This is a genomic window from Flammeovirga pectinis, from assembly GCF_003970675.1.
GTDB classification, from domain to species: Bacteria; Bacteroidota; Bacteroidia; order Cytophagales; family Flammeovirgaceae; genus Flammeovirga; species Flammeovirga pectinis.
The window spans coordinates 184,774-199,439 of the sequence record NZ_CP034563.1 but is presented as its reverse complement, the minus strand read 5'-3'; the positions used below and the strand labels follow the sequence as shown (position 1 = coordinate 199,439).

Annotated in this window: 9 protein-coding genes; 6 read left to right on the top strand and 3 right to left on the bottom strand. The window is 30.7% G+C overall.

Going from position 1 to position 14,666, the window contains the following annotated elements; genetic code table 11:
* The first annotated feature begins 17 nt into the window (after nt 1–17).
* Entirely contained in the window at nt 18–2,522 is a 2,505-nt protein-coding gene (locus tag EI427_RS21320; RefSeq protein ID WP_126618810.1) for a carbohydrate binding domain-containing protein, read from the top strand.
* Between the two features lie 246 nt (nt 2,523–2,768).
* Here EI427_RS21320 and EI427_RS21315 read toward each other — a convergent pair whose 3' ends face one another.
* Together EI427_RS21315 and EI427_RS21310 are read right to left on the bottom strand one after the other, a co-directional pair.
* Nucleotides 2,769–3,296 (bottom strand): GNAT family N-acetyltransferase, encoded by a 528-nt coding sequence (locus EI427_RS21315; protein ID WP_126618808.1) that lies wholly within the window; start codon nt 3,294–3,296, stop codon nt 2,769–2,771.
* Between the two features lie 43 nt (nt 3,297–3,339).
* A complete protein-coding gene (locus EI427_RS21310) occupies nt 3,340–4,095 on the bottom strand; it encodes a CPBP family intramembrane glutamic endopeptidase (protein WP_126618806.1) in 756 nt (251 codons plus the stop codon).
* 172 nt (nt 4,096–4,267) lie between these two features.
* Between EI427_RS21310 and EI427_RS21305 the strand changes: the two genes are divergently transcribed.
* Nucleotides 4,268–5,116, top strand: coding sequence for a hypothetical protein (locus EI427_RS21305; RefSeq protein ID WP_170178566.1), 849 nt, complete (start codon nt 4,268–4,270; stop codon nt 5,114–5,116).
* A gap of 63 nt (nt 5,117–5,179) precedes the next feature.
* Here the strand turns inward: EI427_RS21305 and EI427_RS21300 are convergent, their stop codons facing one another.
* On the bottom strand, nt 5,180–6,712 hold the full coding sequence (locus EI427_RS21300; protein ID WP_126618802.1) for an arylsulfatase: 1,533 nt from the start codon (nt 6,710–6,712) through the stop codon (nt 5,180–5,182).
* Nucleotides 6,713–7,068: 356 nt separating this feature from the next.
* Here EI427_RS21300 and EI427_RS21295 point away from each other — a divergent pair, with 356 nt between their 5' ends.
* The 4 genes from EI427_RS21295 (at nt 7,069) to EI427_RS21280 (ending at nt 14,666) form a co-directional block, all read left to right on the top strand.
* Nucleotides 7,069–10,476: an Ig-like domain-containing protein gene (locus EI427_RS21295; RefSeq protein WP_126618799.1), complete on the top strand. Its 3,408-nt coding sequence runs from the start codon at nt 7,069–7,071 to the stop codon at nt 10,474–10,476.
* Between the two features lie 384 nt (nt 10,477–10,860).
* Nucleotides 10,861–12,648, top strand: coding sequence for a lanthionine synthetase LanC family protein (locus EI427_RS21290; protein WP_126618796.1), 1,788 nt, complete (start codon nt 10,861–10,863; stop codon nt 12,646–12,648).
* Nucleotides 12,649–12,650: 2 nt separating this feature from the next.
* Nucleotides 12,651–14,006, top strand: coding sequence for a glycosyltransferase (locus EI427_RS21285; protein ID WP_126618794.1), 1,356 nt, complete (start codon nt 12,651–12,653; stop codon nt 14,004–14,006).
* 12 nt (nt 14,007–14,018) lie between these two features.
* Nucleotides 14,019–14,666, top strand: a complete 648-nt coding sequence (locus tag EI427_RS21280) for a hypothetical protein (protein WP_126618792.1) — start codon at nt 14,019–14,021, stop codon at nt 14,664–14,666.

Sequence of the window (14,666 nt, the reverse complement as noted above, 5' to 3'; positions counted from 1 at the left end):
AAATTACTTAAAAAAGTATGATAAAAATAACTATTACACTACTCCTACTATCAATTTGGGCAATTTTTCCAGCTTTTGCTCAAGTACAAATCTCCATTGACAGTTATCAAAAAAAACACACTATTCACCCCATGATTCAAGGGCATGGATTGGTTTACTCTGAAGAAGCTGATTCTATTTATGCCGATGGCTCAGTAGCACAACTTTACCAAGATATTGGTGCTGGCTTTTTACGTTGGCCCGGAGGTACTGTTGCTACAATGTACCATTGGAATGATCTTTCTGGTGTTGGATGGGTTGACAATTGGAATCCCAATTACAACAGAAGTTCAGATGCTGATCCTTCAGAATACATGGATTTGGATGAATACATCACACTGACAAATACAGCAGGTACAGAACCAATGCTAGGCATCAATATGAGTTCAGGTTTAGAATGGGACCGTGAAGAAGAAGCCCTACAAGAAGCAATGGATATGATTCAGTATTGCATAGATCAAAACTTTGATGTAAGGTATTTTTACCTCGATAATGAGACCTATCATCATGGCAATGGTTACAATAAAGATGCTAACGGAAATGGTGGTGAATGGACTCCCTCTTTATATGCACAGCAAGTAAATATCTATGCTGAAGCGATAAAAGCCCTTGTTCCTAATGCTAAATTAATTGCAAATTGGACAGACAAAGTACGTACAAATACAGCTAATTACACAACTATTATCAATTTATGCGGACATAATATTGATTACATTGATGTGCATTGGTATTGGAAATGGGGTATAGCAACATGGGAGGCATGGAAAGAAAAAACACCTATGCAAAATGAAACAGAATGGTATGATGGAGGAACATTTGTAGAAGAAATTGAATTCTTTAATAACCTCGCGGCTTCTCTTGGTAAACCACATATTAAGTTGGCGGCACTAGAGTGGAATGTTGCACCAGGAGATTACAATCATAACCCTACTCACACTCAGTTTAGAAATACTTTGATTCAAGCTGAAATGCAAATGCAATTTATGCAAGGTGGTATTGAATTGGCCTCAATGTGGACTACCCAATGGAGTGGTAGCTCAACTTCAGATTTTCAGGCACTATTAAATTCAGATGATAATTATACTGCAAGTCCTTCTGCTAAAATGTTTGAACTTTATAAACATGCTATTGATGGAGATCTAGTACAAAGTAGTTCTTCAGATGGAAAAATAATGAATGCTACAATTATTAAAGAAAATAAAGCATATATCTATCTTTTAAATAAAAATGACACAGACAAAAACGCGGAATTTACCATCGATGGAAATACCATTTTATCAGTGCATGAATCTGTAAGATTTGATGATCCAGGTGAGATTTCAAATATCAGTTTATGGCAGGGTACTTCTGGAAGTTATCAAGCAACATTAAGAGCAAATACACTCACAATGGTCGTTTTTAATTTAGAAGAACAAGCAGAAACAAATGGGTTAATTAATGGTGATTTTGAAAATGGATTAAACAATTGGACACTTTGGAATAACCCGACTACAAGTACTGATGCATTTGAAGGAAATAGTGCTTTCAAAATGGTTGACAAAGGTTCTGCTTATCAATGGGTAACTGTTTCTCCTTCTACAACTTATACACTTTCTGCTTATGTAAAAACTTCTGATGCTAGTAAAAGAGTAGTGCTAGGAGTTGCCAATGAGGAAAATGTAAATATTGATACAAAAGATATTTATGATACAGAATACACCCTTCAAAATATTATGTTTACTACTGATCAAAATACACGTTCAGTAAAAGTATGGACTTGGCAACCACCAAGTGATGGAGCTAGTGTTTTTGTGGATCAAATGGTTTTAAAAAGAACATCATATGTCTTAAATGCTGACTTTGAAAAGGGTTTATTGAACTGGGATTATTATGGAGGAACGACAACAGAAACTGCAACTCCTTTTGAAGGTACAACTTCTTTGAAAATAGATGGCACAGGTGGAACTAGTCAATTTTTCAAAACCAAAGCAAATACTACTTATGAAATAACATTTTATGCCAAAGTAGAAGATCCTAGTCTGTCTGCAAGATTACACGTTAAGAATTCCGCTGGATCTAAATACTTTGAGCAACATATCTATGATACAGAATTCACTCAATACAGTATCAAATTTACGACAGATGCCAATGATGAAGATTCAAAAATTGGATTTTGGAGACCAAAAGATGCTAACGGAGGAGCATGGCTAGATAATGTAAGCATTCAAGAAATTGGAAATGGTTCTCGACTAAACCAACAAATTGAAAGTACAAATGTAAAAGTATATCCTAACCCTTCTTCTGATTTTGTTACGATAAAAAGTTCGAATACAGAAAGTAAAGTCTCGTTGATAATGTACAATACAACAGGACAGCCTTTACTATCAGACACATTTATTGGTAACTACACTTTATCAGTAACTAACTTAAATAAAGGAGTTTATATCCTTTTAATTACAGATCAGTCGGGTAATCAAGAACAAGTGAAATTGTTGGTGGAATAATCTACTATCAATAAAAAAAACACCATAAGCTCACAATTAAACTTGTGGGCTTATGGTGTTTTATACTGAAATGAATATAATGTATTTTAAAATATATTATTGCACTTTGTTGGTATCTAATAAATACCCCATCATTACAGAGCCAATAACCACTCCTATAAGAAATAGTGTATGAACTAATTTTTCATTTGAGTGATAGAAAAGCACTAATTTTTTCATTGTCTTAAATATAGAGTTTTTAAAATGCTATTGTTTATTTAACCAATCTTCTTTTTTCAGTATATATCTTCTGTCTGTACACCCATCATCCTCGTTATAAAATTCTTTAAAAGGGTGGAAGAATTTCTCTAGAATTTTTACTGAACCAATGTTTTTAGTGTCAACATCAGCAGTAACTATATCTAATTCAAAAACTGTGAAACAATACGTGATCATATTTTTGGTTAACTCTGTTCCATATCCTTTACCCCAAAATTTCTTTCTAAAGCGATAGCCAATTTCTCTGTTCTCATCTTCGTTAGTTAGGAAAGCACATAACCCAATTAATTCATCTTTACCGCTTTCATAAACTCCCCATATAACCTTTTCTTTTAATAGAGGAGCAATAGAATAATCAGTAACATTATTAAACCTTTGAATGATTACTTCGGGAGCCAATTTAGGTTGTGGAATAGGGTCTATAATTTCTGGAGCTGACATGAGTTCAATAAAAAAATCCAAATCTTTTTTTGTCACTTGTCTTATCTCGAGTCTTTCTGTTTTAAAAATTATCATGAGATGTAATGGGTTAATAGGTGGTTTAAATGGGAATAAAAGTTTAAATTAAGTAAAATATAGCGTATATCATACCTAAATTAAATCCAGCATGACCTACTACAGCTCCCCAAATCGAATGTGTCCAATTTTTCATTTTGATAAACAGCAAACTAACAATAAACATACTAATTACCCATATTATGGTTGGCATTGGATAAAATTTCCAACTATCATTAATATATAGAATACCAAAATGTGAGATATGAACTAAAGCAAATGATAAACTATCAATTACAGTTGCAAATCGATTTCCTAGAGAATTCGATAGTCCGGTATGAACGAGCCCTCGAAAAAATAATTCTTCTCCTAAAGGGCTAAATATCATTCCTGTTATTGACATTATGATGAACAGTGTCATTTTATCATCAATAGAAATAATGTTAGGTATATTGTAAGATTCTCGAATATATACATACCAATTTTCGTAGGTAACTCCAAATAAATTAATACCGATAAGATAAAGTATATAACTAAATAAGATTCCTATTATAAGGCAAAATAATAATTTGTAATATTTATTAGGAGTACAGACACCAATTTCTTTTAATCCACTTTTATTCAAGAATACAAAGGGAATCAAACCAGAAAGTAACATTATGAGGCCAATTGAAGAATAATTTTGCGTTACATTGGCTTTTAAAACCAAATAAAATCTAGGGATACAAACTAGCAGAAGTAACGATATACTAAACTTCCAATTTAGTTTTAATTTATCACTTAAAAATGGTCTCAGTGGTTCAGCGTTTTTAGTAAGCATAAGTAATAGTTAGTTTATTTTTTTTTAAATTTATATATTTTTAATTGAATTACAAATTTCTTATTTATTGAGTAAGTAGTATATGTAAGTGAAAGTTGATTCAGAACACATGTTAATAAAGTTGCCCTTTTTCATTAGGTGTATGTCTTAAAATTGAACAAAACATATTGAGATGATGAAAAAATTAACTATAGGATTATTATTATTAGCGGCTATTTCTTGTAACAAAAAAGACGATGAAATAAAGCCTAAAGTAGAAGAAGTTAAAACAGAAGCTTTAATTGTAAAAGCTAATGTTGATAAAGATTCAAAATCAAAAAGTGATAGTTCAAAAACGAAAGAGGTTAAAAAAGATATATCAAAAGGAAGTACAAAAGTTACTCCCACAACTGTAGTTAAAAAGTCACCACCAAAATCAACACCTACTACTGATAAGAGTAAAAAAGCAACTAAACCTACAACAGGAGTGGTTAATAATGGAAATATTGCAGCAACACCTCTTACAAATTCTATTGTTGAAGTTTCTTCAGGTGGAGTAACGATAAAGATTAATAATGTAAATAATTATTCAGCTTCTCATTTGCAGACTATTGCAGACGAATATTCTAAGTTAGTAAGGGAGTATAAAAAAGCAGAAAATGATTTTAATGTAAGAGAAGCTCAACTTTCTCAAGATATTACTCAAAATAAAAAAGATATACTTAAATGGGATGCAGAAATACTTAAACTTGTAAAAGAGGAGTCTATTTTGGTAAAAGAAATTGAAGCTTTAAACAATAAGTTGAGAAAATTAAGTAGTGGTACAATAGAATATTCGAACCTAAAGACTTCTCTTACTACTAAAGAAGGAAGTTTCAATTGGGGATTTAAAAGTAGATTATTCTATCACGATAAAATACAAAAAGTAAAATTAATTATAGGCAAAGACGAGCAAGATTTAGGTACTATAAAAAATCACTTAGCTACTAAGAAGAGAAGCATAGAAAATCATATTCTTGTTAACAATATTATTCAACCTTAATACTTAAAAACTCCGTTTCATAACATTAAAGTTATGAAACGGCGTTTTTCTTATTTACAAAATTTAAAGCTGTGCTCCATACTTAAATAGTCCATTTTCGAAATTACCCTCACAGGCAATCAATAATTTTTCTTTTAAGGCTTTTAACCTTTTCGGGTATTTGTTTGCGAGATTCTCTTTTTCGCCAAAATCATTAGGTAAATAATAGAGTTCAAATGCCTTTTTTTGTAAATGAGTTCTTAGTTTCCATCCTTCATTTGTAACAAGCGTAGGGCCTGTAAACGATGAATAGACAATGAAATCGTGGTTTTCTTTTCCTTTTTCACCTAATAGAGCATCATAAAAAGAAACACCATCAGTTGTATATTTTTTATTATATCCCGTTAATTCTGCTATTGTTGGTAGAATATCGTAATTGGCTGTAAGACGTTGGGAAGTACTCCCTTCAGGAATTTTATTTGGCCATTTTATAATTAAAGGAACATGAATACCACCTTCTAGGTTACTTCTTTTTAAACCCGCTCTACCACCATTTCCATCAAAAACATCACCACTTAAAGTACTGTAATATTTTCTGTCAAAATCATCAAATTGTTCGTTTGTTACTTTATTGGTATACGGTTTTTCAACTCTTCCTTTTTTACTGTAATAGATTTCGTGCCCATTGTCTGCCGTGAAAATTACAATGGTATTCTCTTCTAAACCTGTCTCTTCTAATTTTTTCATGATTTGTCCAACATTATCATCCAATAATTTTACCATAGAAGCATATTCTTTTTCTATTTGAGTTAGACGGTCATCATTTACAAAATCAGGATGAACTTTAGGTATAGCAACAGGTCCGTGTGGTAATTGCGTAGGGAAATAAAGCAAGAAAGGATTATCAGCATTATCATCTATAAAACTAAGCACTTTGTCCATAAAATAGTTTTGAGAATAAACACTTTTCCCCTCCATATTCCAACGCTCTTTAAAATGTTCTTCCGTCTCTGGTTCATTAGATTTACCACAATTTAAAATTGTGTTTCCTTCAATTTCTACTATATCACCATTTTCAAAAAGAAAAGGAGGGTAAAAACCATGTGCTCTTACATGATCTAAATAACCTAAATAATAGTCCCAACCGTGCTGCTTCATTTGCTGATTGGTAGTAGAAAACCCCCATTCTAATTTCCCAATTTGAGCAGTTTTATACCCCATTTCTTGAGCAATCTTACCAATAAAAACTTCTTGAGGATTTACTTCACCGAGTTTCTCTTGTAGGGAATTTTCAATAGCTGCCAAATTAGAATTATTGGCATTTATATAAGCTGTTCCTTTCGTGATTTTAAATTCATCTTTATGACAATCATGCAACCCTGTAATTAACGAAGCCCTTGCTGGAGCGCAGAGCATATTAGAATACGCCTGTTCAAAACGTAAACCATCTGTGGCAAGTTTATCTATATTTGGTGTTGTAACAATTTTCTGACCTTCGTGGCCAAGCATGCCAATACCCAAATCATCGGCATAAATAATAATGATATTTGGTTTCTGAGCATTTACAGAATTAATCATTAAAATGAACAGAAAAATGAAGAAGTTAATTTTTTTCATGATACTACAATTCAATCTGTTTGTTTGCTTTTTAGCTATCTAAAATGATGTTTTTAGATATTTACATGAATTTAATTTTCTTTTTTATGAATGATGAACACTAATAGGATAATAGTTATTAGTGTATAAAATACGCTACTATTTGTTAGGAAAGTGATATTTAATTTAAGTGTTTGTGTCCATTTTTTTTTGATTCATCTTCTACATTGTGATCAGTTAACTAACAGTTCTGATGTTATAAAAAAACGAAGAACAATTTTTTACTACTCTTGAATCTTAAAGCAGACTACGAAATAAAACTACTTTATGAGCTACTTATCAAGAGTGTATTTTAAACTGTAAAAAGAAGAAATGCTATGAAAAAAAATTACTTGAAAATTATTACACTCCTACTATTCTTTACGAATGCCCTTTTTGGTGCTACGTTTAATGGAGAGGTTATCGAAGCAGAAAATGAGACGATAACTGGAGACACTAACACTCTTGAGAAAGAATTTGCATCTGGCGGTTCTTATGTCAAGATTAAAAGTACTGTTGGTAACGAAGGGACTATTAATTTTACAATATCAGATGTTGTAGAAGCAGGTTTATATAAGTTACATGTATATGCTTTTAATGGTGGTATAACACAAAGTGTAAATGTAATAGTTAATGGAGGAGCGGCCTCTCAAGAAACAATCCAACCGTCTAACTTTGCTTACGAAGATTATGCAACAGTGAGTCTTATAGATGTGAGTTTAGCCGCAGGAACAAATACAATTTCTATTACTACAAATGATTCTGATTTATCGATTGATAAATTTACAGTAACAGAGCATTACAATATCTTTTATTTTAGTGCAGATGGAGACGATGACGCCAATGATGGTAGCCTTGCTTCTCCGTGGAAAACAATTGAAAAAGCATCTGAAGTTGCACAAAAAGAAACTAGTGGAGGTCTTTTATCTCCAGGTTCTCAATTACTTTTTAGAGCAGGTGATACTTTTGAGGGTAACTTCATGGTAAAATGTTCGGGTACAGCAGCACTACCTATTCATATTAGTAGTTATGGTGTTGGAGAATTGCCAATTATTTCTGGTTCTGGAGCAATTGCAGGAGGCGATTATTTCGAAGCAATTAAGCTATTGAATGTATCTCATATAGTTGTTTCTAAACTTTGGATTAAGAATGACAGACAAAACAATGATCGATTTACATATGGCGAATCAAATAGCTATGGTATTCGTGTAACGGCTAATAAGTGGGGTGGTGTATCGTCTAACTTAGAGTTTAGAGATTTAAAATTTTCTGATATTTTTGGTGTAGGTGTACCTGAAGAATTTAATGATTTAAGCGTAACAGGTCTTCGTTTTGAATCTGATGCCAATGAACCAGATTTAGAAGTGTCTATCAAAAATGTATTAGTAGAAGATTGCTATTTTACTCACCTAGGAAAAGCAGGTGTATGGGCAATCCATAAAGGTTCTGATGTAGTAGGAAATGATACTATCAATAGAAATATGGATTTTATTATTCGTAATAATACATTTACTAAAACGGGTGGATCAGGAGTAATTTTATCTAAAATGTACAATGCATTAGTTGATAATAACGATTTTGATCGCTCAGGTCATAGTATGGCTTCTGAACCTCGTTTAGCAGGTAGAGGCAGTGGTATGTGGGTATTTAAATGTATAAATGTAATTGGTCAGTACAACCGTTCTTATAGTGTCAGAGGTTCTGGTGATTCTTATGGAATGCATATTGATTTTGGTAATAGAAATATTATTTATCAATACAACTATAGTGAAGATAGCGAAGGTGGTTTTGTAGAAGTTTTAGGAGATAACCATAACGTTGCTTACCGTTATAATGTGAGTGTAAACGATGGTTTTAGAACAAATCATGGTAGTACTATTTGGACTTCAGGGTATGTAGGAACAGATAACACACCTGTACCTTCTGATGATGTTTATGTGTACAATAACACTGTTTATTTAGATGCTAATAACGCACCAGACTTCTCTTTATTTAGTGAGGATACTTATATCTATAACAACATTTTTGTACAAACAGGTAGTGGTGTTATGGGAGAAAAAGTAGAAATTGATATTCAGAATAATGGTGAGTTAATTGTAGACAATAACCTTTTTAGAGGGAACATCAATTCAGCTTTTACGAATTTAGATAACTCAGCTTTAAGTGGTAATCCAAGTTTTGTAAATGCAGGAGCAAAAAATATTGAAGGGTATCAAATTTATGAAGGAAGTGTTGTTGTAGATGCTGGTAAAACATTCCCAGAACCTACATTCCCAATGGCAGGGCAGGGTATCTTTAAAGATATTACTGTAGTTGCTTCTCATGATATCTACGGCAATGCAGTTGATCTTACTACTTATCTTCCAAATGTTGGAGCAGATAACAATTACAATAGCGAAATTGATCCATCTGTAATTAGAGTAGAAAGTGTATCAACTTCTCCGCAAAATACAGTGCAATTATTAGAAGGAGCAACACAGCAATTACAAGCTGTAATTCTACCAAATAATGCATCGAATAAAAATGTAACGTGGTTTAGTGCAAACACAGCAGTAGCAACAGTAGATGCCAATGGTTTAGTAACAGCAGTAGCAGAAGGTACTACTTCTATTCAAGTTACAACAGAAGATAAAGGACTTACTGCTAGTGTAACAGTTGCGGTTGGTACAGATGTTATTACAGAAGTATTAAATGGTGATTTCGAAAATGGTTTAACAAACTGGGGAAAATGGGCAGATGCTAATACAGGAAGTTCTTCGCACCACGGTAGCCTTGCTGCTAAACTTACAGGCCCATCATCAATAAGACAATGGGTAAAAGTGAAGCCAAATACTACTTATACGCTATCTGGTTTCGTAAAAGTGGTAGATCCAGAAAATGATAGAGTTGTATTTGGTGTAAACAATGAGAAAGACAATGGTATAGGTAACGTTCAAATTTATGATACGGAATATACTTTACATCAGTTTATGTTTACAACAAGTGCAAGTACAGATTCTGTAAAGGTATTCTTCTGGAGACCAGGAAACGGTGTAGGTAATGCTTTTATAGATGAAATTAAATTAGAAGAAACTGCTTATGTTGTAAATGGTGATTTTGAAAAATCAACAATTGGTTGGATTACTTGGGGGGGTGGTAATATTACTACAACACAAGATAATGGGTCTGCTGCAATGTCTATAAATGGAAATGCAGGTGCAAATCAGGTATTTAAAACTAAAGCATTAACAACGTATGAAATCAGTTTTTATGCTTATGTAGAAGACAATTCTGTGCATGCAAGCTTCTCTTTATCTAACGCAGATGCAGGAAACGCTTATGCTTCAAAATCTATCGTATCTACAGTAAGAACTAAACATACATTCACGTTTACAACTGATGATGTAGAAAATACAAAATTTGGATTTTGGAGATCTAAAAATTCTTCAGGGAATGCTTATTTAGATGATATTACACTTACGGAAGTGACAGGAAGTGGAGCAAGAGTAGCTGCAATTTCAGAAACGGAAGATACATTTACAGTAAGTGTATATCCTAACCCAGCAACTGATCAAGTTACAATTTCTACTCAATCAGTAGGGGTGTCAACAGTTCAGATTTATAATTTGATGGGACAGATGGAGTTGAGTAAATCATTTACATCACAAACAAACGTAGGTGTGAATGTCTTAACAGCTGGTTTGTATGTTGTTGTAATTTCAGATGAGTTTGGAAACAATACATCAACTAAATTATTAGTGAGATAATTCTCAATTTATAGTGATAAAATCACCCAACAAGCCATAAAGAAATTTGTGGGTTGTTGGGTGTTTTTTTATGAAAAAACATTGTCTTTAAACCTACTTTTATCCGTATATACAGATTTATTAAGCGAAATTGGATAGTATTAGTAATACATAATATTTTAAATAATTGTTTATATATGTTAAGTAGATTGTTAAAATATTAAATTTTTTTTTTTTAAATGATTTGTTCCAATTGTATAACATTAAATACAAGATGTTTTTATCTATTTAATCATCTTTTTTTAAGTGATTATTAATGGTTTGTTGCGATTTGTAGATTATGTTAATTTTATTTTAAATTGTGTGGCACAAGACTAAGAACTATAAAGACTAAGAACTATAAATATGCAGATTTTCACAGAACAACTATTCAGAATTATTCTTTTTGAATCTAGAATAAATAAAAAGAATCAATCTATTCATTGGGAAACTATTGAAAGATCTTATGCTAAAAACATTTTTGATAGAAAATCTCTCTTTGGAATCTTAAACGGTAATTTAGGGATTATCCTATTTTTGATTACATATTACAAACATTCAATTGATAAAAAAGAAGTAAGAGAATTAATTGATAAAGGATTACAAGAATGTATTCTTCATTATGAAAACAAAAACTGTAAAATAGGCTTTTATGATGGTATAGGAGGATTGATATTTGTTTTATTAGAAGTTTATAAACTCTTTTCAGAGCAACAATATCTTGATAAAGCTAATAAATTGACAGAAAAGAAAACGAATAAATTTGACTGTATTAAAGTAAATTTAGAAGAAGGATTAGCTGGGTATTTATTATCCTTATTACATCTATATCAAGTTAGTTCTTTAGAATATCTTAAAAATGAAATAATAGAATGCTTAAATGTAATAATTGGAAAAGCAAGGTTTTCTAAAGGAGGTGTTTTTTGGGATGAAGATATGAATTCTTTTGCTCCCGTAATGGGTTTTTTAAAAGGAAATTCAGGTATTATATTTACTTTATTAGAAGTTCAGAAGCAATTTGTGATTGAAGATAAACTTTATAAAAAAATAATTACTGAAGCTATTTTATTTGAAAATACTTATTTTTCAACAGAAAAAGGAAGTTGGGTCAATACGTTGAATTGTGATTATTACTTCGGTGATATATATAAAACAGAAAAAATTTTTAATTCTACAAATGAATTTTCTTTTAAAAAAGGAATTAATTCTCCTTTTTGGGATTTAGGAGATGTTGGCTTTTTGATTTCTAGGAGTAAAGACAGTAATGAATATAAATTAGTAATTGATTCGCTTAATACTTTAGTAGAAAATTATCTACAACAAACACACACACATTCACAAATTGAATTAAATAAAATAGGGGGAGTTATAATTTCGTTATATGCTTTAGGAGAACTAAGTGTTGATTATAATCTAGATTTGATAATAGACACAATATCAAAATCGGATACAGCATCAAGTCATTATCTAAATGAACATATTTCTGATTTATCTTTTTTCAAAGGTATAGTAGGTAAGGGATATTTAATCTTAAAGTTAAAAGAAAGAAATATATCCTCGGTACTCACACCTTTTACAGGTGAAAGGAAAGAGCAAAAAGAATTTCTAGATATTGATGTTTGGGCTGAGATTTTGAAGTGTCAATTAAATAAATTATCGATAAATTTTAAGATTAATAAACCAAAATTAGAGTTGTTCTATGATTTATTTGATGTTTTCTTTAAACAAGAATTTATTGAAAATCAATTTTTACAGGCTAGTTTAATAGAGGAGAAAATAAAGTTTAGATTAAGGTCAAAGGAAGAAAATTGGCTTTATGTAATGGCAAATTATAAAAAAAATAGTCAACAAAATTTTAAGCTTAAGAGTAACGAGAAGATAAAAAGAAAAGATAATTTATTTACTTTTTTTGATAAAATTGATAATAAAAATTATATACTTTTCCCTCACCCAAAGGGCAGTATTCTAAAAAAAGAAATATCATCAATAGATTCATTTCTTCTCAATGAAGTACGCAATAATGCAATTGACTACCATCATTTATTAGAAGTGATGTTACAATCTAATAATTCTTTTCAAAAGATGGAAAAAGAACATCTTGAAAATAGAATCCAAGAACTCCTTAAAAATGGATTTATTGAAAAAGTAAACTAATTATGTTAACTATTATACTAAGAATTTTCCCTCAAGAGAGTCACCTTAATGCAACATTCAAATTCGCTGAAGAATTACAAAAGATGGGGCATAAATTGATTTATGTAGGGACTAAACATATTAAAAATTTAATTATTGAAAATGATTTTGAATTTTATGAAATAGATCAAAAGGAAGATATAATAGAAAAACCAGTGAATCGAAAAGCTGAAAAAAATAAATATAGATATTATCGCAAGTTGTTATCTACTTTGTCTATTGAGCGTGAATCAATGAAAAAGGTTGGTAATGAAATATTAAGTAAAGATTTTTTTGAAAAAATAAATGAAGATTTAAACCCAGATCTTTATTTAGTAGATTCGGTTTATAAAGCCAATATATTACCATTATTGGAAAAAAATATGCCAGTAGCTTTAGTGGAGACTACAGTTTCTACTATTAGAGCAAAGAATAAACCACCTTTATCTTCTTCTATAGTTCCAAAAATTAATAATAAATGGTCGAATGTAAAGGTTAGTTGTAGCTGGATCTTACATAATATAAGACAGAAAAGAATGAATTTATTAATGACTTCTTTTGAGAAATCAATTAAGGAATATATAGATAGAAGTTCTTTAGATGAAAATATTTTAGATAAGAAACGCTATAAATTTCTTGGATTTCATACTGTACCAGAGATTAATACTACCTTTTTTGAATTTGATTTTCCACATCAAAAGAAAGAAAATCACTTCTATGTTGCTCCAAATCAATTAATGAAAAGAAAAAATCTCATTTATGATTATATGTTTGATAATGTGATAGAAATGCATTGTAAAACAAATAATAAACTTGTCTTTTGTTCTTTTGGTACGATGGCATGGAGGTATTATGGGCATGAGCAGTTTTTAGAGAAACTCACTCAAGCTTTTAAAAAAATAAAGGAAGTAACTTTCTTAGTTTGTGTTGAAGATGAAAATCAAAGATTAAAATTAAGGGAAATGATAGATAACGAATCAATTTATTTCTTTAGACGTGTACCACAGGTAGACTTATTAGAAAAGGGAATCGATCTTATGATAGGTCATGGCGGTGTGAATTCTATAAATGAATGTATTTTAACCAACACACCAATGCTTATCTATCCTGGAAGTAAAGAATTAGATCAAATTGGAAATGCATCGAGAGTTGTTTACCATGGGTTAGGAATGAGAGGGACATATTCTGATAGCGTTAAAAAAATAATAAATAAAATAAATCACTTACTAAGTGATAAATCGTTCTCTTATAGTTTAAAAAATCTTAATAAGAATATTAGTACAAGTAATCAATATACTTCTGGAAATGAATTAATTTCTAAGCTAATACCATCAAATTGAATTAATAAAACAATGATAAATTCAATCTTAAAATCGAACAAACTTACTTTCTTTATACTACTCGTTTTTCTGTCTTGGCTCATTCAATTTATATCTAGTGAGTTTCTTTTCACAGAAGATGTTTGGTATTCCACTTATGGAGAACAATTGACAATTGAACAAATTGACGGACTATTGGAATGGAATTTAGAGTATTGGTGGTTTGCATATGTATTAGTACCAATAATATTGGGTATTAAAGTTATACTGATCACTTTAGCCTTAATAATTGGAGCAGTTTTATTTGATATTTCACTCTCCTTTAGTAAAACTATGGGAGTGGTGATAATTGCTGAATATATCTTTCTAATTCCCAGTTTTTTTCAATTGTTTTGGTTTTCAACGATTACAAATGTTACAACTATTACCGATATGGTTTCATTTACACCATGGACATTATGGTATTATTTGGATCATGAAGAACTGATGCAATGGGTAAATTACCCTCTAAATTTGGTTAATCTGTTTGAGTTGTTTTTTATTATTTCCTTGACATTTTTCACGAAAAAATTCTTGGTAGAAGAAGATCAAAATGCTTATAAAATTGTATTATATGGTTACGGCAGTGGACTTTTAACTTGGGCTATTTTTATTTCTTTTTTATCGATCCAATATAGTTAA